This is a genomic window from Saccharolobus shibatae B12, from assembly GCF_019175345.1.
Classification (GTDB): Archaea; Thermoproteota; Thermoprotei_A; order Sulfolobales; family Sulfolobaceae; genus Saccharolobus; species Saccharolobus shibatae.
Genome location: NZ_CP077717.1, coordinates 597,981 through 616,103, shown reverse-complemented (window position 1 = coordinate 616,103; position 18,123 = coordinate 597,981). Strand labels below are relative to the sequence as shown.

Annotated in this window: 16 protein-coding genes and 3 pseudogenes; 10 read left to right on the top strand and 9 right to left on the bottom strand. The window is 36.6% G+C overall.

The genetic code is table 11. The features are described 5' to 3' along the window. Window positions 1-20 precede the first annotated feature (20 nt). The 4 genes from soxL2 (at window position 21) to J5U23_RS03480 (ending at window position 3,351) form a co-directional block, all read left to right on the top strand. Window positions 21-995, top strand: coding sequence for a Rieske iron-sulfur protein SoxL2 (soxL2, locus tag J5U23_RS03495; RefSeq protein WP_218266968.1), 975 nt, complete (start codon window positions 21-23; stop codon window positions 993-995). Window positions 996-1,040: 45 nt separating this feature from the next. Beyond that, window positions 1,041-2,651 carry a proton pump complex cytochrome B SoxC gene (gene soxC / locus J5U23_RS03490; protein WP_218266967.1) on the top strand — a complete coding sequence of 537 codons (1,611 nt, stop codon included), beginning with the start codon at window positions 1,041-1,043 and terminating at the stop codon, window positions 2,649-2,651. A gap of 10 nt (window positions 2,652-2,661) precedes the next feature. Beyond that, window positions 2,662-2,955 (top strand): antibiotic biosynthesis monooxygenase family protein, encoded by a 294-nt coding sequence (locus tag J5U23_RS03485; RefSeq protein ID WP_218259470.1) that lies wholly within the window; start codon window positions 2,662-2,664, stop codon window positions 2,953-2,955. 117 nt (window positions 2,956-3,072) lie between these two features. Beyond that, complete coding sequence (locus tag J5U23_RS03480) at window positions 3,073-3,351, top strand: heavy-metal-associated domain-containing protein (RefSeq protein WP_218266966.1); 279 nt, start codon at window positions 3,073-3,075, stop codon at window positions 3,349-3,351. Here J5U23_RS03480 and J5U23_RS03475 read toward each other — a convergent pair. Then, window positions 3,324-3,752 carry a hypothetical protein gene (locus J5U23_RS03475; protein ID WP_244988814.1) on the bottom strand — a complete coding sequence of 143 codons (429 nt, stop codon included), beginning with the start codon at window positions 3,750-3,752 and terminating at the stop codon, window positions 3,324-3,326. The genes J5U23_RS03480 and J5U23_RS03475 overlap by 28 nt on opposite strands. A 243-nt stretch (window positions 3,753-3,995) precedes the next feature. Between J5U23_RS03475 and J5U23_RS03470 the strand changes: the two genes are divergently transcribed. The 3 genes from J5U23_RS03470 (at window position 3,996) to J5U23_RS03460 (ending at window position 6,817) form a co-directional block, all read left to right on the top strand. After that, window positions 3,996-5,516: a long-chain fatty acid--CoA ligase gene (locus J5U23_RS03470; RefSeq protein ID WP_218266965.1), complete on the top strand. Its 1,521-nt coding sequence runs from the start codon at window positions 3,996-3,998 to the stop codon at window positions 5,514-5,516. 39 nt (window positions 5,517-5,555) lie between these two features. Further along, window positions 5,556-6,512: an acetamidase/formamidase family protein gene (locus J5U23_RS03465; RefSeq protein ID WP_218266964.1), complete on the top strand. Its 957-nt coding sequence runs from the start codon at window positions 5,556-5,558 to the stop codon at window positions 6,510-6,512. Window positions 6,513-6,679: 167 nt separating this feature from the next. Further along, window positions 6,680-6,817 carry a hypothetical protein gene (locus tag J5U23_RS03460; RefSeq protein WP_218266963.1) on the top strand — a complete coding sequence of 46 codons (138 nt, stop codon included), beginning with the start codon at window positions 6,680-6,682 and terminating at the stop codon, window positions 6,815-6,817. A 165-nt stretch (window positions 6,818-6,982) separates the two neighbouring features. Here the strand turns inward: J5U23_RS03460 and J5U23_RS03455 are convergent, their stop codons facing one another. The 8 genes and pseudogenes from J5U23_RS03455 to J5U23_RS03420 all read right to left on the bottom strand — a co-directional run bounded on the left by J5U23_RS03455 (window position 6,983) and on the right by J5U23_RS03420 (window position 12,979). After that, entirely contained in the window at window positions 6,983-7,777 is a 795-nt protein-coding gene (locus tag J5U23_RS03455) for a hypothetical protein (RefSeq protein ID WP_218259465.1), read from the bottom strand. A 190-nt stretch (window positions 7,778-7,967) separates the two neighbouring features. Next, window positions 7,968-8,830 (bottom strand): annotated as a pseudogene (locus J5U23_RS03450) (transposase). Window positions 8,831-8,973: 143 nt separating this feature from the next. Then, a pseudogene (locus J5U23_RS03445) lies at window positions 8,974-9,777 on the bottom strand (helix-turn-helix transcriptional regulator). Between the two features lie 351 nt (window positions 9,778-10,128). After that, window positions 10,129-10,319, bottom strand: a pseudogene (locus tag J5U23_RS03440) (IS256 family transposase); the annotation flags it as partial. 754 nt (window positions 10,320-11,073) lie between these two features. Continuing rightward, on the bottom strand, window positions 11,074-11,457 hold the full coding sequence (locus J5U23_RS03435) for a nucleotidyltransferase domain-containing protein (protein ID WP_218259463.1): 384 nt from the start codon (window positions 11,455-11,457) through the stop codon (window positions 11,074-11,076). Further along, window positions 11,454-11,831, bottom strand: coding sequence for a HEPN domain-containing protein (locus J5U23_RS03430; protein WP_218259462.1), 378 nt, complete (start codon window positions 11,829-11,831; stop codon window positions 11,454-11,456). The genes J5U23_RS03435 and J5U23_RS03430 overlap by 4 nt, the downstream gene beginning before the upstream one ends. Before the next feature lie 242 nt (window positions 11,832-12,073). Continuing rightward, window positions 12,074-12,550: a GNAT family N-acetyltransferase gene (locus J5U23_RS03425; RefSeq protein WP_218259461.1), complete on the bottom strand. Its 477-nt coding sequence runs from the start codon at window positions 12,548-12,550 to the stop codon at window positions 12,074-12,076. 123 nt (window positions 12,551-12,673) lie between these two features. Next, a complete protein-coding gene (locus tag J5U23_RS03420) occupies window positions 12,674-12,979 on the bottom strand; it encodes a hypothetical protein (RefSeq protein WP_218259460.1) in 306 nt (101 codons plus the stop codon). 337 nt (window positions 12,980-13,316) lie between these two features. Between J5U23_RS03420 and J5U23_RS03415 the strand changes: the two genes are divergently transcribed. The 3 genes from J5U23_RS03415 (at window position 13,317) to J5U23_RS03405 (ending at window position 18,121) form a co-directional block, all read left to right on the top strand. Further along, window positions 13,317-15,215 (top strand): 2-oxoacid:ferredoxin oxidoreductase subunit alpha, encoded by a 1,899-nt coding sequence (locus J5U23_RS03415; protein WP_218266962.1) that lies wholly within the window; start codon window positions 13,317-13,319, stop codon window positions 15,213-15,215. Then, a complete protein-coding gene (locus J5U23_RS03410; protein WP_218259458.1) occupies window positions 15,202-16,119 on the top strand; it encodes a 2-oxoacid:ferredoxin oxidoreductase subunit beta in 918 nt (305 codons plus the stop codon). The genes J5U23_RS03415 and J5U23_RS03410 overlap by 14 nt, the downstream gene beginning before the upstream one ends. Before the next feature lie 169 nt (window positions 16,120-16,288). Next, the gene (locus J5U23_RS03405) at window positions 16,289-18,121 is read left to right on the top strand and encodes an FAD-binding protein (protein WP_218259457.1); all 1,833 of its coding nucleotides are present in this window, start codon (window positions 16,289-16,291) and stop codon (window positions 18,119-18,121) included. Window positions 18,122-18,123: the final 2 nt, after the last annotated feature.

Sequence of the window (18,123 nt, the reverse complement as noted above, 5' to 3'; positions counted from 1 at the left end):
TTTATTTTTTGTGATTCAAAATGATTAGATTTAAGTCAGATAAAGAAGATAAGCCTATCTTAGACTACTCTAATCTAACATTTATTAGAAAATTAACTAGAAAAATGAGAGATCCTAAGACAAAATTTGATACAAAAGAATTTATAAATAGGGGTGAAGACTATTTGTTCAACTATACAAATAAGAACGTTGGAAGTGTAGACGAAAAGAGACGAAAATTTCTCAAATCATTAATCTTTGGGATAGCGGCTGCTGCGGTAGTTGGTGTTATACCGGGACTTAAAGTATTGGTTCCACCAACAGTTACAGTTACTAGTGGTTTCCCTAAGTCGTTATTGGTAGACTCTTCTGGAAATCCAATTAAAGCATCGCAAATTCCAGTTAATAGTCCATTTATAGTTATATTTGAATATCCAATGACAGGTGAACCAAACTTTTTAATAAATCTAGGTGATTCCTCAGGGAAACCAGTAGAGATCCCTTCTACAATTGTAGAAGTTCCTCAAACTGGTAAAACCTATACTTTTCCTGGAGGTGTTGGACCTAATAAGTCAATAGTAGCATATTCTGCCATTTGCCAACATTTAGGATGTACTCCGCCTTATATTCACTTTTACCCTCCACAATACGTAGGTCCATCGCAGTTAACTGCATCTGAACCAGACCAGCTCACGGCGGCAGCATTATTAGCAGCTAAACAAGCTAAGGTCCCGGCATTAATACATTGTGATTGTCACGGTTCTACTTATGATCCATATCATGGTGGTTCAGTATTAACGGGACCAACGGTTAGACCATTACCAGCAGTGGTATTAGAATGGGATTCGTCAACTGATTACTTATATGCCATAGGTGCAGTTGGTGTAGCAGCATATCCGAACGGAAGTAATGGGGTACCTACAAATAATCCTAATGAAGATTTAAGCTCAAGTTTTGGTAGTCCAGTTGGTGATAAGACAACAGTGCAAGAAACTGAGAATCCTTTCTCGTCATAAGTCCAACGTTTAATACTTTTTACCTTTTTCCCTTAATTTATTCTTATGAGCTCTAAATTATCAGACTGGTTTAAGGAGAGACTAGGATTAGATGATTTACCCTTCTTCAAAACACCAGATTATATGTACAAGGTAGACTATTGGCTAGGAGCATTAGTAGCGTCTGCTTTCATTTATACCGTAATAACCGGGCTTATCCTTTTGTTATATTATAATGCCCAGGCTGGATATAATTCAACGGAGTTCGTTATAAATAGTGTACCATACGGTTCAGTAGTGCTTTACAGTCATTTATATGGGGCATACGCCATGATAATCCTAGCCTATGTTCACATGTTTAGGAATTATTTTGCCGGAGCGTATAAGAAGCCTAGAGAATTATTATGGATAATTGGTGTAATAATGTTAGTACTTACTCTGGGCACTGCGTTCTTAGGATATAGTTTAATAGGTGATGCATTGGCAACTAGTGCTGTGGACGTAGGAGAGGGTATAATTAGTAGTATACCGGGCCTTTCCATCTTCATTCCGTTACTATTTGGGAATTACGATGCTGGAGATTACGGTAGGGTATTAGCATGGCACATAATATTTACCGCACTAATAGGCCTACTATTCGTCTTCCACTTCTTCATGGCAGAGCATTATGGCATGATGCCCTCCAGAAAAGTTAAGGATAAAGTACCAGCTGTTTATACGAAAGAGGAGTGGCAGAAATTCAATCCATGGTGGCCTAGGAATTTTGTTTACATGATGTCCTTAGTATTCTTGAGTTGGGGATTCATTCTTATAATACCAAATGCCTTAGCCTACCTTAATGGATTACCGCAACAATTGAATCCATTCTTAAATCCGAAACCAGCTCCCCCACCAAACAGTCCAGCTGCAGCACATATAACAACTTATCCACCATGGTTCTTCCTGTTCTTATATAAGATAGCGGACTTCACAAGCGACGTATTAATATTCTTATTTATTGGTGTAATTATTCCACTAATATATCTTATCCTAGTGCCTTTCCTAGATAGGACAGAATACTTACACCCATTAAAGCGGAAAGTGTTCGTAGGGATAGGCATTCTAATGGCAACTTACTTAATACAAACAACCATATGGGGTGACCTAACACCTGGCGTAGAGATTCCAGTTGGTCAACAAGTTTTAGTATATTTACCACCAGCCATAATAGTAGCTTTAGGGCTTACTGCGATCAAACCAAGAACAGATAATAAAGGAAATATAAAAGGAACAATAAGTCCTATAACTGTGTTGGCATTTGTCTTAGCTTCATCTCTGTTTGTAATAGCTGGAATCGAGCTACTGGCTAATCCCACAATTTTAACGGTCGGAATATTTATTCCCCTTGCAGGAATATTTGTACTAACTACTAAAAAGATCGCACCCATAGCATTAAAGGCGGAACAAAAAAGCGAGAATATGGCAATTAGTGAAGAAAGAGTACCAGAGTGGAAGAAGAAATTGGCGGAAGGCTTAGTAGCTGTATTGTTTATTTACGCAGTAGTATTGGCAGCGCAAATATGGACGATACCAGCTACTGGATATTTCTCTAATCTATTTGGCGTAGATTTAGGGCTAATCTTTCTAATGCTAGGTGAGGGCATCTCCCTATATCATTACGTGGTATATAGAAAATAAGGTGTTAGTTATGATTAATGTTGGTTTTTATTATAAGGTTAAGAGAGGTTTCGAGAAGGATTTTGAGGATAAGTTTAGAGAGATTTTGAGTTATTTGAGGGCTAACGCTGATGGTTTCATTGACGCTAAGCTTTACAAGAGTGTTGATGAGCCATCAGAGTATTTGATTTATAGCGTTTGGAGAGATTTGGACTCGTTTAAGAAATTCATTTCCACTGATGCATATAGGAGTACTGTAAATTACGGTAAGAGTATTATTGAGAATAGGCCAACACATAGAATACTACAAGAAATCAACGGATGAGAGATGAGATTTTTTATTCTTGCATTCTATGTTAAAAGAAGCTTTATTTAATATAAGTGTTCAAGCATAGAGAATACTAATATAAAGTTTATTAATATAAATAACCCATATTAACATATGGCAGAAATAGACAAAATATTGAAAAATCTTAGTATGGGGGAGTTAAGGTTTTGGGTTAGCGGTGTATATTGTAATAATTGCGTTAATAGAATTAATAGGGCGTTAAAGACCATAAGCGGTATAGAGAGTGTAGAAGTTAAACCGGACTTCAAGGAACTTAAGGCCTTTGTAATACTAAAATATAGGGGAGAGGTAAGTAAAAAAGACATTGAGGAAGTCCTCTCAGAGGCTTCAGATGAGACTCCTTATCATGAGTATAAGCCAATTTGGGAGTAGAAACTTATCATAGCTTCTATAATTTTTTGTCTACCCTCCTCAATTCCTTTTTCTCTCAGACATTTATAGTAGTCATCCTTTTTCCTATCTCTACATAAATTTTCGGCTCTTCTCATGATCTCCTCTCCCTCATTTATTAAATTACCTAATGTCACATCCTTTGATGCTATTAGCCCTTTTACTGTGCTAACAATTTCACTAAGTTTATTTATTGCCTCGTTAGAGTATGTTCCATATCTACTTGCAATTTCAATGAATTTGTCACATATATCTAATCCCATTTTTTGGCATATATGAAAAGACAAGTGCTCTTCTGGGTAAAGATATAGAATAGGTTGGGTACTAATCACTAAGGCGGTATTTCTTCTATGACATATTGGGCATTTGAAGTTGGTTATCATATAATGAAAACTGGAATAAGTAGACTAAATGACTTTAAGAGATAAATCAAAATCTTCTATGGCAGATTTAAATGTCTCAGTTACCGTCTAAGTTCTCACAATTTATAGCAAAACTAATTAGATGAACTAGGCTAATGATGGTAATCCTAACTGGAATCTGAGTGAGGTCCGCCATTTATCCCTAGTAGTAACGTGAACTCAATAAATTAAAAAACTTATTAGAATAAAATGTGATAAATACTTATGGATTCAACAATAATGGACTACAATCTCAATATTAAATCCATTTTCTGGAGAATAGAAAAATTGTATAAAGATAGAGAAATCATATCTAGAACCCATGAGGGAATAGTCCGTTACAAATATTCTGATTTCGCATTAAGGGTTAGGAAATTGGCATCTCTCTTGAAGGCCAATGGTATAGCAGGGGAAACAGTTGCCTCAATTGCGTGGAATACTCATAGACATTTAGAGTTGTACTTCGCAGTTCCTTTACTAGGCGGAGTCTTGCATACAGTTAATGTGAGGTTTCACGAATCTGAAATGGATTATGTAATTAAGGCAATAGGTGACAGAGCGGTATTTATGGACAAGGACATAGCTTATAGGAATTCCACCTTACCTACTTTCATCTTTGATGAAACATATGATGAAAACGTAAATTCACAAGAACCGACCAAGGACTTCAGTGACGTAGATGAAAAGGAGGGTGCAATAGCTTGTTTTACTTCGGGTACAACCGGGAAGCCAAAGGGAGTTGTATACAGTCATAGGAGTATATTCATTCACTCTCTCTCACTATTAACAGCCGACGTACTAGGTATTTCATCTTCTGACACAGTAATGCCAATAGTTCCCATGTTTCACATATCAGCATGGGACTTACCATTTGCGTCACTTATGACCGGGGCAAAATTAGTTTTACCTGGTCCTAGGCCTAAGGCTGAGGATATAGTAAAATTGATAAAGGAATTCAAGGTCACGGTGGGAGTTGGAGCTCCGACTATATGGATTGATGTCGTAAATTACGTGGAAAGGGAGAATCTGGATCTACCACTAAAGGTCGTAGTTACTGGTGGTGCTGAGCCACCACTAGGATTGATCAAGAAACTGAAGGAACTTGGAGTCAAGACTTATCACGCTTGGGGAATGACTGAAACTGAGGCTATAGCTACGGTGAACAAGAGCGATAATATAGAGAGGATGTCAGAACAAGGCTATCCAATTCCAGCGTTTGAAATTACATTAATGGACCCAGAAGGAAATGAGTTACCTTGGGATGGAAAATCGACCGGTGAGTTAGTGGCAAGAGGGGCGTTTGTAACTAAAATGTATCTTAACGATAAACCCGATACACAAATTAGGTGGTTTAGGACTGGAGATGTGGCAAGGATAAATCCAGATGGAAGCGTGAAAGTTGTAGACAGGCTAAAGGACTTAATTAAAAGTGGTGGAGAGTGGATAAGTAGCGTTGATCTGGAAAACGCTATCATGTCATATGAGAAGGTATTAGAGGCAGTAGTTGTTGGAGTTAAGGATGAAAAGTGGGGCGAAAGGCCAATTGCCCTTGTTGTAAAGAAGCCAGGGAGAGAGATTGGTGAACATGAAATAATAGAGTACTTGAAGTCGTTAAATAAATTTCCAAAATGGTGGCTTCCAGACAAGATAATATTCGTCGATTCAATACCAAAAACTAGTACTGGCAAACTCGACAAGAAATTGGTAAGGGATCAGCTGAGATCAATGCTAGAAAGCAACAAGTGAACACTCTACACTTATAAGTAAAGAAGGAGAGTTAATATTATGCAATATACTATTCATGCAATAACCCACAACAAATGGGATAATTCCTTACCCCCAATTATGACGATAACTGATGGGGATATTATAACAGTAGAGACTAAAGAGGCCTCTGATGGCCAAGTCACGCCCTCATCTACAGAAAAGGATCTACTAAAACTAGACTTCTCTAAGATTCACCCATTAACCGGTCCCATAGAGGTAAAGGGTGCAGAACCTGGAGATGCTTTAGAAATAGAGTTTCTGGATTTTAGGCATAAGGGATGGGGATGGACTGGAGTACTCCCTGGATTTGGATTTCTTGCTGATGAACAATATACTGCACCTATAGATCTCCAAGGCCCTGCCCTCAAGATTTGGAAAGTTGATGAGAGATACGCTTACGCCAAGTTTGGTGATTTAAACGTTAAAGTCCCCATATATCCTTTCCCTGGTGTAATAGGAACTGCATTACCATATAGGGGAAAGCTGAGTACAATACCTCCCAGAGAAAACGGAGGAAACATGGACATAAAGCACTTAACCATAGGCACTAAGTTATATCTCCCAGTGTTTGTAAGTGGAGCGCTACTTTCCATAGGTGATACTCACTTGGCTCAAGGAGATGGTGAGGTATGTGGAACTGCAATAGAGGCCCTCATGGAGGTTACAATGAAGGTTAGGTTAATTAAAAATGTTGGTCTAACTCAACCACTCTTCGTAGCCAAGAAAGTAAAGGAAATGGAATATGACGAATATATAGCTTATCCCGGTATAGATCCTAACTTGTGGAATGCGGCAAAAAAGGCTATTAAGGGAATAATCTCTATGTTGTCCAAACACATGACCCCAGTAGAGGCTTATATATTGGCTAGTGTTGCAGTAAATCTTAGGGTCAGTGAGGTAGTCGATGTTCCCAACTGGATAGTTACAGCGTACTTGCCAAAAAATATCTTCGACATGAATGTGGATGTGTTCTGATTAAGTTTAAATATTTAAAAAAATTTAAATCTCATATTTCTACATTTTGAAGAAAGGTATTTAACATAACCGTTTTATGATATGGTTCTGAAGGAAAATAAGGAATTAGCTAAGGGTACCGTCTCGTTTAGATAAGTTATTACTCAAGGTATTAGTGGTCCCCTGCAATGGCTAGTCTAGTGGCACTAACTGAAGGTGCTACTTATGTCTCAATTCCTTCGGCAGTTCTAATTGTAACTTTAGGAGTGCTATTAGATACAACCACATTATCCACTACAAGTAGGTATGTTCAAGAACACAAGTGAAATATATACCTCTATTTTCGCCGGATTAGTAAGAGCCAAAAATTTCATTTCAACAGCATCGATTTACCCCTAGTATTGATTAGTGGTAACATTGTTTATATATGGATGATAAATGACGTAATTTATAAAATGTTTTCAAATAAGAAACTAAGTGAAACTTAAAATCTAAACTTTATTGGATATTCCCACAAAGAATTGAAAAGCTTGTGGCATTTGGGATTGCATGAATATTAAATAATTGTCCTTAATTCCTACAAAGTAGTAAACACTACCATACTGACTAACGAAGCTCAAATTAAAGTACTTCATACCATTAATGGTTGATACTGTGACGTTCTGTCCAGTACTTCTCAATAAATAGGTAAATAGCGATGATATGTTTGACGAGTTCGCTAGATCTATTGAGATATATGAGTTGTTATACATTATGGTTTCGAAATAAAGGGTATAGTTTTTGGTTATAGCGTTGCCAAACTCCAACAGTGAAACGCTACTATTAGCTGGGAATAATAGCTGGTTGAGCTCTGGTTTAAGACCATTTCCACTCTTCAATGTTTCTATTTCTAGGTTCTCTATACTACTCAGGTCAAACTTGCTTGAATTACCGGTTATGTTTGCGGAAACCAGATACTTTCCAACCTTAACTCCTTTTAATGTTGTGGTTGAGGAGTTCAATTGAATTACGCTGAGCGTTATCGTTTGATTTCCCTTTTGGATGTATTCTTGAAATAAAGCTGTACCTCCAGGGTATTGTTGGTTAACTGCACTACTGTAATTCTCCTCAAATAAACCAGTTATGTTCCACCCATTCCCTAAAATTGAAGAAATTTGGTTTTGGTCAGGAAATACCACTTTTGTCAAATTTGTCTGCTGTTGTGAAACATTATGAACCAGAATAACAATACCAGATACAATTAATATAACGGCAATAACTGCGATCAAAATTATATGTAACTTCATGCTAATTAGTCTATGCTGAATATAATAAAGTTATTTTTACAACCGAAAGCCTCGAGGGCAGGGAGCTTCCGGTATAAAAACCTTTCCATGAAAAATGCTTTGTTGATCTCTTCAATTTATTTCGTAAACATAATATGACGCAATGAGAATTTCTCAGTAATTAATATTTATTTCAATATTCTTCTCGAGATCACACCCTAATAGCTGGAGCACTACCGACTACACAATTTGCCAAGTGGTCCATCCATGCGTAGGTCCAAGGCCTTAGCCTCAACTACTTGCCCGGCAAAACTTGTCCTAACCGATTCCCCGAAACTACGCTTTACAGAAGAGAACAAGGACTCAACCCGCAACTTAATCCATAACCCTCTCTCCAACGATCATAACCAACTTCTTGAACTCTCGTACAGTCTTACGTCTAGCAGGATGACCGCGTTTAGTAGAAGCGTTCTTCTTGGGAGGAGCTACAACCTTAACTCCAGTCTTGTACACTTCGTTGGCGTCATATGTCTTATCTCCATAAAACTTCTTACCCTTATCTTGGAGATCCTTAATTGTTTTTACAGCGCTTTCCACCTCGTTGCTGGTAACCTCAGCGTTTACCATGTTGAATTCGTTATTGTTCATTATTATCTCGATCTTGAGAAATTTTGAATCCTTGATTTTACCCCACTTTGCTACGATGTATTGTCCTCCCGTGTTTGTGCTAATACCGGTTGTATCTGCAATTACTTCAAGTTCATTACTTGCCTTGGGGAAGGTTATGTTCATGTTCCTCACTCTCTCCCATTGAGTAATCGAGGCTGATCGTGATGTTCTTCAATTGTTTTGAGGCCCTTAATACTCCTTCTATGCCCCTATAAGGCGGGAAGAGGTGTAGGAAGGCTAAGAAGTCGTTGAACTCTTTCGGAGCTTTATACTTTGTCCCAGCACTTCTGTTCTCCTCTGCTAATAAATCCCATCAATGTTCGAATACGTAGAAGGGGAACATTAGCTAGTTATGATGTTCTCGTCGTACTTGTGCCATTCTCTCTTGTACGCACTCTTTCCCATAGGTAATACTTAACGAGTAATCTACAAACTTTTTGTATAACTCTGAAGCAACTCACAAAGTATTACTAACGTTAACATTTTTATATCTACAATATTCACAAATTGCAATTCATGAAGAAAACATAAATCACCCTAGGAACAATTCAGCTATAAAATGCTTTGCTTTTAGGTTTTATTATAAATCTACAAACATTTGAGTTATTGACTTGTCTATGAGAGTTTTCTACTTCAGCATCTAAGACTTTAGAAAATAACTCTCTTTCCATTGAGCATGCCTCTTCATATATAGAGGCTATCTTATAAATTGGACAATTAAATTCAATTAATTCAAATGAATTTCCACATTTCTTAACTTCTGCCATATATCCTTCAGAAGTCCTTAATTTAGCTAGAATTTCTACCTTTTCATCTAATTCCTTTTTACTTAGTTTATCCTTATATTCAGTATATAACGCTTTATATCTACCTTTAAGAAATTTTATTACTATTTCGTCTTTTCCTTCTCTTTTAATATACTCTAAGAATTTTAATAGAATGAGAGAGTCAGAATTGGTAAAATACAATTTTCCACTTTCAGTTAGATTAAAAACATATATAGGTCTACCTATTTCTTTCTTTATAACTTTTCTTGAAATTAATCCTTCATGTTCAAGTTTTATTATATGTTTGTACGCTCCCATTTTAGAGATTCCTAGATGATCTGCTATTTCTTGAAGTGTTGCAGGACCGTTCTTTTTAATAAACAAGATTATCTTACCTTCTGGTGAAGTTTCACTCATAAATAATTATAAACTTTAGAGTTTATAAATTATGCTTATTAACATTATAATCACGTTATAACAGTAAGGTTTAGAAACTTTATAAACGACTTTGTTTATTAATACGTTTACCCTAAGTAACTTTATGATAAGCTCTATCAGTTCGAAAAAATACCTTTCGCTTCTAATCAAACATATTCGATTAATAATACATTTTATGGAGAAGTTAAAACAGGTATTCAGGTCTCGAACTAAAGACTTGAATGATAAAAAGGAAAATGATATCCCTATATATGATTATCCATTGGAATATCTTAAAAATGAATTTCCTTATGAATATGAAAATGTGATAAGAAATAGAAGATCAAGATGTTTTTGGTGAGACATTCCATAGATTAAATCGATTTTCCACCTAGTAGGATAAAGAGGAAAATATCCTACAAAAGCTATTATCAAATTTGTTTTATATCCTTCTAAAGAATTTTTCTTTATATATCAGAAAAATGAGTTTGAATTATCTATATGGAATATGAGACCGAGGTAGTTGGGACTCACCCTCTCAGCCTCCTCCAAGGCCATTTTCTCGATCTCCTTGACCAATTTGTTTAATAATGCGTTTCCGGAAGTATATTGGGGGCGAGCGTGAGGGTTAAGCTCTGTCCGGGTCTCTCTACGAGCTCCCTTAGCTGAATGCCGTAGAGGGTTACCTCGTTAACAGTTGGCAGTTCCATGGTATTACCTCATGCTCGTCCCCTATTAGTGTTACTCGAAATGTAGAATCAATTTCTCCTATCTACTTCTATAGAAATAAATTGAAATCGCAATGGAATCCTGAGCCGCCCGAGACCGATTAAGATAGAACAAATCTGCTAGGAAAAAATATAATTGCCGTTTTACATAAAAAGCTAATTTTATGATGAATACCATGGGTTCATTCTTCCACATGCTCAACCTACTTTCTTATCTTTACTGAAGCCTTAAATCGACATATCATGCATATGATAAAGATAATCAAGAAATCAATGAGAAGCCTTCCCCTTAACCGTTATTTGAATAATAGTTCCTGGCATTGTTAGTGTAAAACGTTCTTTATTATCATTTCATTCTCTTCCAGTATCTATCTTCAAATGGGAATATAAGGGAAGAATCCCGATTCTGTATACTCTCACTCAGTTTAGGGTCTACAACTAGGGGTCCGTTATTTTATATTATAATGAAATATTAACCCCTCATATTGAAAGGTATAATTGAATTTTACTCCCAGTAAGTTATGATAAGATGTTTCCGTCTCTATTTATTTATTGAATTATTTGTATTTGAAACACTATCTCAAAGAAATTAAGTTCTCTCCTCCATTTGAATTTTATAATTTTCAGTTTCTTGGTGAGCGCTTCAATTTCCTTAGATGTTAAGCTCATCTATTTTCCTTAAATTCTAAATCTATCATTGAATCAAAAGTGCGTTTAGTGTTAGCTTTGATAAAGATCAAAGCAATCCACAAAGAAAATCTTCAGCTTTAATGAAATTAGCACCTCCTCTCTTAAAGGCGCTAAACATGGAGAGAGTGAAGAAGTGAATTTCTAATGGTAGCCACCAAGGTAATCCTTTACTTTCAAGTGCTTCAAAAATTTCCCTAATGATCTCCTTTCTTTTTTCTGGGACTTTATTTGCCAGTATTGCAACATCGATATCGCTCACTGCGGTAAATTTACCATTTATTACTGAACCGAAAAAAAAAATTTCAGCATTTATATCATATTCTTCAAGGACCTTTCTAATCACCTCATATATTATTATCGCTATTTGAGGAAAATTTGAAAGAATATTCATCTTCTCCTTAACAAACTCGATATAGGGATCAACTTTCATATTAAATTAAATAGTTCCTCCATTATATTTAAACACTCCCTAGCGTCTTCCTCATTGTAATCTATCATGCCATACCTAGCTTCAGTGTATCCCTCTTCCAGCTGTTTCAAAGCATTTCTTTTCTCATTTATAAATACCCTTATCCTTTCGTCTTGATTATATTTATATATTATTGAAAGCAATTCTCTTATTGCGTGAATTCTAGGTAGAAATCCAAGATTTTTTAATACATAAGCCTTAATTCTAAGCTGTACAGCTTGTTCCGCATAGAAGCAAGATACGTCATAATATCCCTCATTATAAGCATTAATCGCGTCTTTCTTAAATTTTTCAGCCCTTCTCAATATTCTATTTACGTCATCGTAACTGCTCATTGTTATTCAGTCGATAAAAGACGATAAAAAGCTTTTATTAGATACGTAACAGTGTCGTTGCTAACAGTTTCAGATAAGTCATAAGGTTAATGTTATTTGTATTCATTTAACTTTTCAAATCCTCTTGACACTATGCTTGAAGTTTGACCGAAAGGTTATTACTGAACGTCCCAGTCAGATCTGTATTACTCCAACTTGACTAATATGCTTTATATAAGGGAGTCAGAACAAGGTAAGAAGCCTTAGGGAGAAGTCGCTAAATTAACGTTTACCTCTTTTTCCATTAATTTCATTTCTCCATACACTTCATCTTCGTAGAACCTTAACCTGAAGCCCAGCTTTCTCCCAATTTTTATCATTGGAGTATTCTCTGGTAAGGTGTAGAATCTTATTGCATTTAAACCAGACTTTTTAGCCTCTTCAATTAGTGTTTTAACTAGCAAAGTTCCTATGCCTAGAGCCCTATAATTTCTATCCACAACTAGTGAAAACTCTCCATCTTTATGTAAAGAAGCTTCTCCAACAACTTTTCCATCAACTTCTGCTAGGAATGTAACGTGATCCTCATTAGACGCTATTCTCTTTGCGTCTTCTTCAGTTATCCTATAGAGGTGGAAGAATCTTAAGTATAGATCCTCATCACTCAAAGAATTGTATAACTGATAAATTTTCTCCCAATCCTCCTTAATAGCCTTCCTTATCTTTATCTGTTCACTCATCCTATTTATACTTTAAAGCATAGGTTTAAATAGATTACTGTAATCTTTAAACGTAAGATCTAAAACATATATCTATGAAATGTTTTATGAGGAATCGTTCCATAAATAAATATTTTTTATCAATTACATGAACTTACATGTTTTGCAGTTTGGAAACACGCTGTTCAATACTTTAACTAAACAATCCTCTCTAGATATACTGTTGCATTCGAACAGTTTATAGCCCATTTTAACTGCATCATGAACTTTATTCCGATCAGTCTGCCTAACTATAAGGATATCGATTTTCTTTGGTATAATTCTATTCATCTTAACTATTAATCCGTTATCGTTTATCAAATAGAAAGTTTCTGTATCATCTTCGAATTTTACAGTTAACTCTCTGTTCATTGGAATATTTATGTAGCAGTACCTTAATAAAGGTAGCATAGAAAAGTTATGTGATCTTTTCAATTGGATCCAATGTAGCTTTATAATTACTAGAACTTTTCAAATAAGTGAAAACTTTCACAAAACTATAATTGCCGATATTATATAGTTACATAACTTATGTAGTCAATTTAAATCTTTCTCAGATACTCTAGTCTAATGTTTGGAAAGTTTGTACTGAAGGAAAATCCAGTTTATGAATTCTTAAGTTATTATTAGATTTACATAATATAATAAACCACCTCACTAATATTTTTAAACATTAGGAAGTAAGTTCATATTTTTAGTAGGGATACTCTTATTTACCATTATATCTATAATTATATACTGATAACTCATGCGAATAAGCTGGATGATAGGCGGAGCCCAAGGTTCAGGTGTAGACACTTCCGCTAATATTTTTGGCAATGCCGTAGCTGCTAGCGGTTATTACATATATGGAAACAGGGAGTATTACTCCAACATCAAAGGCAGACATTCTTACTTTAATCTAACTATTAGCGATAAACCACCAAGAAGCATAGCCCAGCAAGTTGAGATTCTAACTAGCTTCGACGCTGAAACCATATTTCAGCATTTCAATGAAGTAAAAGACGTATTAATATATAGTACTGAGGTTGAGAGTACCAAGGCTGAACAAGTCCAGAGCATGGAACCAGAAATAACTGAACATGTGGTTAAATTCTTGAAAGAAAAAGGTTATGGGACTACAGTAAAAGACGTAATAAACTATTTAAAGAAAGAGAAGGGCATTAAGGTAATACCAATAGATTACATGGAGATCTTGAAGAAGGTCGCAGACCAGGCTAAGGTACAGCTAAGCGTTGCTGATAGAGCTAGGAACACCATAGCCATAGCTGCTTCCTACAAATTGTTGGGATTAAAAGAGCAATACCTATTAAACTCTATAACCAGAACGTTTAGGCAAGAAGTCTTCGCTAAAATTAATACTATAGCTGCACAATTAGCAATGCAAGCAGTTCAACCGATGTACAATCTTCCTGAATTACCTAACAATGAGGACAAAATAAACTTAGATGGTAATACGGCAGCGGCCATAGGTAAGATTTATGGTGGATTAAGGTTCCAGTCATACTATCCAATAACTCCAGCAAGCGATGAGAGCGTTTTCATAGAGGCACATCAAACTGTATTCACTGTAGATCCTAAAACTGGAGAAAAAAGAAAATCTACAATAGTGGTTGTTCAGGCAGAGGACGAATTAGCAGCAATAAATATGGCTTCCGGTGCTGCCTTAACTGGAGTGAGAGCAGCTACTGCCACTTCTGGTCCAGGATTCTCCTTAATGGTTGAGGGAATGGGATGGGCTGGAATGAACGAAGTACCAGTTGTGATCACTTATTATATCAGAGGAGGTCCCTCAACGGGTCAGCCAACTAGAACGTCTCAAGCTGATTTAATGTTCGCTTTAAACGCAGGACATGGTGAGTTCCCCAGAATAGTTATCGCATCTGGTGATCACGTCGAAGCCTTCCACGATGGTACGTGGGCACTTAACTTGGCCCAAAAGTATCAAACGCCGGTGATACACTTAGTAGATAAGGCGCTAGCGAATTCATATTCAATTATTCCCAAGAAACAATTAGGAATGGAGAACATAAGGATAGAAAAGGGTAAGATTGTAATTAATTCAAGTACACCAGAATTAAAGAGATTTGAAATAACTGAAGATGGGATATCCCCATTTGCCCCATTGGGTGCAACTAGGATTCATTATACTGGAGATGAACATGATGAATATGGGTTCATAGCGGAAGCTAGTGAAAATAGGGAGAAAATGTATGAAAAGAGGATAAAGAAATTGTTTACTGCTGATAAGGAAATACCAGAGGAGACCAGGCTTAATATCTTCGGAAATACTGATTCAAAGATAGCCATAATAACTTGGGGATCTCCTAAGGGAGCCATATTGGATGCTATGGAAGAGTTAGAGAGTGAGGGAATTAAACCAATGTTAATTCAGATAAGAATGTTTAGTCCATTCCCCAAGAACCTAATGAAGAAGCTATTAAGCGGGAGAGAGTTTATAATCGATGTGGAAAGTAATTACTTTGGGCAAGCGGGAGAAGTGTTAAAGTTGAACACTGGGATTGAACCTACACATCATATATTAAAGTGGAATGGTAGACCCATGATGAGAGATGAAGTAAAGGAAGCTATAAAAGCAGTTGTTCAAAAAGGAGAAAGGAAGGTGGTCTTACATGGCGGCGCTTAAGGTAGAGTGGAACGATTGGTGCCCAGGTTGTGGTAATTTCGGCATATTAAGCGCTGAGCAGCAAGCAATCCAAGAACTTGGCTTAGATCCCAAAAAGGTAGTGTTGGTAAGCGGTATAGGTTGCTCTGGAAAGATTCCTCACTTTATTAGGTTACCAGTAAGTGGAGTACACACTTTACATGGCAGGGCATTAACTTTCGCCATAGGCGTAAAATTGGCTAACCCGTCTTTGGAAGTTATTGTAAATGGCGGAGATGGAGATCAATTAGGTATTGGTGTTGGTCATTTCGTAAGTGCTGGAAGGAGAAATGTAGATTTGACTGTAATAGTTCACAATAATGGTGTTTACGGATTAACTAAGGGTCAAGCTTCACCCACACTAAAGTTAGGTGTTAAGACTAAGAGTTTACCAAAACCCAATATTAATTCCGACGTAAACCCGATAGCTCTTGCGATAAGTGCTGGATACACTTTCGTCGCAAGGGGATATGCTTATGATGTAAAACACTTGAAGGAGATAATTAAGAAGGCTATTAAGCATAAGGGATTAGCAATGATTGATGTATTGCAACCTTGTCCAACTTACAATGATATTCACACTAAAGAGTATTATGATAAGAGAGTTTACAAGTTAGATGACGATCCAAGTTGGGATCCAGTGGTTAAAAAGCCAGAAGAAGCAGAGGACAAGATGAGTAAGGCTATATTGAAAAGTATGGAGTGGGGAGACAGAATACCAATTGGCGTATTCTATCAAAACGAACTAGTGTCAACTTACGAGCAAAGAATTGTTGAAAGATCTCCATCATATTTGGATAATCCACCAGCACAAGATGTAATAGAATTTGAAGGAAAACCGACTACTGATATTGAAGACATTTTGAAGGAAAGAAGAGTAGTATAAGATATAATATTTCCTTTTTCTTTTTATCTCTTTCACAATTTTTATTTTGATTCATTGAAATCCTTGCAATAAAGGGACTATTTTATACTCTACACTCGAGGACTTTAAATTACATCCTTTTTTTGTGAAATCTTAAAAACTATCAAGAATACTCATTATAGAGGTAAAATTGCCGGACCTCAAAGTTGTTGTTTCAATAAAGCAGGTCCCAGATGTGGATGAGCTAAGGATTGACCCAGTAACTAATAATTTGGTAAGGGAAGGAGTACCAGCTGTTATTAATCCCCCAGATTTACACGCAATAGAAGAGGCTGTTAGATTAAAGGAAAGATACGGAGCGAAAACTATAGTTATAACAATGGGTCCCCCTCAAGCTGACTCGGCACTCAGGGAGGCCCTAGCCATGGGAATTGATGAAGCTTATCTGATAAGCGATAGGGCAATGGCTGGAGCTGATACTTGGGCAACCTCCTATACCATATCTAAGGCAATTCAAAAGTTGGGTGGGGCGGATCTAATACTCTTTGGTAGAAGAGCAGTTGATGGAGAGACTGAACAAGTAGGACCTCAGACTGGAAAATGGCTTGGAGTCCCAGTTATTGGTTATGTCAGTGAAATAAAGAAGTTAGAAAAGGACAAAATAGTGGTAACTAGGACCACTGAATTTGATGAAGAAATTATTGAGGCTCCTATTCCCGCAGTATTAACCATATTGGAAGTTGCGAATAAGCCAAGGCAACCAGATATATTAAGCCTGATCAAAGCTAAGACGGCTAAAGTTACTGTATGGAATAAGGATGATATTAAGGCTGAGCCAGACAAAATCGGTTTGGCTGGATCTCCGACTAAGGTAATAAAAGTTCAACCTCCACCCAAAACTAGAAAAGCTGAGGTAATAGATGGTAAGAAAGATGTGGAAAAAGCTGCGAAATGGTTTTTAGATAAGATTTTCGACTCGTTAAAAGAAGATGAGAGTACATTAAAGGAATATGTGAAGCCTAAACCTAAGGTCAAAGTAAATGGTGAGATTTGGGTATATATTGATCATATAGGAGAGAAACCAAATAGAGCGTCTTTTGAGATTATGGGGGAGGCGAGAAGAATTGCAGATCTAATGGATACTAGTCTCTCTGCAGTAATAGTCGGAGGTGAGGCTACTAAATCCTTAATAGATGAGACTTTTGAATATGGGGCAGACAAAGTATATTTCGTTGAAACTAAGGGATTCGATAGATATGATAACGAAGTGTACACTAGGGCATTGGCCACTGTTATAAAGAAGTATAAGCCAGAGGCGGTATTTTTCCCCGGAACTAAAAACACTAGAGAACTAGCATCGACTACTGCAATTGAAGTAAATACTGGATTAATTGCGGATTGTACTAACTTCGATGTAGATGATAAAGGAGTTTTACTTTCCACAAGACCAGACTTCGGAGGTAAAGAAATGTCTACCATAATATGTCCTAGACATAGACCAGTAATGGTTACAGTCAGAGCTGGTGTGTTTATGCCATTACCAAGAGTTCCGGGTAGAAAAGGAGAATTAGTAAGAGAGGAAATTGATGATCTATTCACCAGACTTAAGGTATTGGATTATAGAGTTATAGAGAAGAGGAATATATTAGCGGAAGCAGATATAGTAGTTGGTGTAGGTAGGGGTATTAGAAGTCCAGAAAATATAAAGATGGTAGAGGAATTCGCCTCATTATTAGGTGGTGTAGTGGGAGTTTCTAAGCCATTGGCAGATATGGGTTGGTATCCTAAGGATAGACAAGTTGGCCAAACTGGTACAACAATTAGGCCTAAAGTTTATATAGCGTTGGGAGTTTCTGGTGCAGTGCAACACTTAGTTGGCATATTATCTTCTAGAAGAATAGGGGCAATAAACTTGGATCCAAGTGCACCAATTTTCGAGAATTGTGATTTTGGAGTGGTTGGAGATATCTTCGAGATAGTACCTAAAATGGTTGAATTGCTTAAGAAAAAAGAGGTGAGCTAAGA

Coding starts and splice junctions, on each gene's coding strand:
- J5U23_RS03475 (WP_244988814.1), bottom strand. CDS start 3,752: ATGATAACCAACTTCAAATGCCCAATATGTCATAGAAGAAATACCGCC.
- J5U23_RS03465 (WP_218266964.1), top strand. CDS start 5,556: ATGCAATATACTATTCATGCAATAACCCACAACAAATGGGATAATTCC.
- J5U23_RS03455 (WP_218259465.1), bottom strand. CDS start 7,777: ATGAAGTTACATATAATTTTGATCGCAGTTATTGCCGTTATATTAATT.
- J5U23_RS03460 (WP_218266963.1), top strand. CDS start 6,680: ATGGCTAGTCTAGTGGCACTAACTGAAGGTGCTACTTATGTCTCAATT.
- soxL2 (WP_218266968.1), top strand. CDS start 21: ATGATTAGATTTAAGTCAGATAAAGAAGATAAGCCTATCTTAGACTAC.
- J5U23_RS03415 (WP_218266962.1), top strand. CDS start 13,317: ATGCGAATAAGCTGGATGATAGGCGGAGCCCAAGGTTCAGGTGTAGAC.
- J5U23_RS03410 (WP_218259458.1), top strand. CDS start 15,202: ATGGCGGCGCTTAAGGTAGAGTGGAACGATTGGTGCCCAGGTTGTGGT.
- J5U23_RS03485 (WP_218259470.1), top strand. CDS start 2,662: ATGATTAATGTTGGTTTTTATTATAAGGTTAAGAGAGGTTTCGAGAAG.
- soxC (WP_218266967.1), top strand. CDS start 1,041: ATGAGCTCTAAATTATCAGACTGGTTTAAGGAGAGACTAGGATTAGAT.
- J5U23_RS03470 (WP_218266965.1), top strand. CDS start 3,996: ATGGATTCAACAATAATGGACTACAATCTCAATATTAAATCCATTTTC.
- J5U23_RS03480 (WP_218266966.1), top strand. CDS start 3,073: ATGGCAGAAATAGACAAAATATTGAAAAATCTTAGTATGGGGGAGTTA.
- J5U23_RS03420 (WP_218259460.1), bottom strand. CDS start 12,979: ATGCTACCTTTATTAAGGTACTGCTACATAAATATTCCAATGAACAGA.
- J5U23_RS03425 (WP_218259461.1), bottom strand. CDS start 12,550: ATGAGTGAACAGATAAAGATAAGGAAGGCTATTAAGGAGGATTGGGAG.
- J5U23_RS03435 (WP_218259463.1), bottom strand. CDS start 11,457: ATGAAAGTTGATCCCTATATCGAGTTTGTTAAGGAGAAGATGAATATT.
- J5U23_RS03430 (WP_218259462.1), bottom strand. CDS start 11,831: ATGAGCAGTTACGATGACGTAAATAGAATATTGAGAAGGGCTGAAAAA.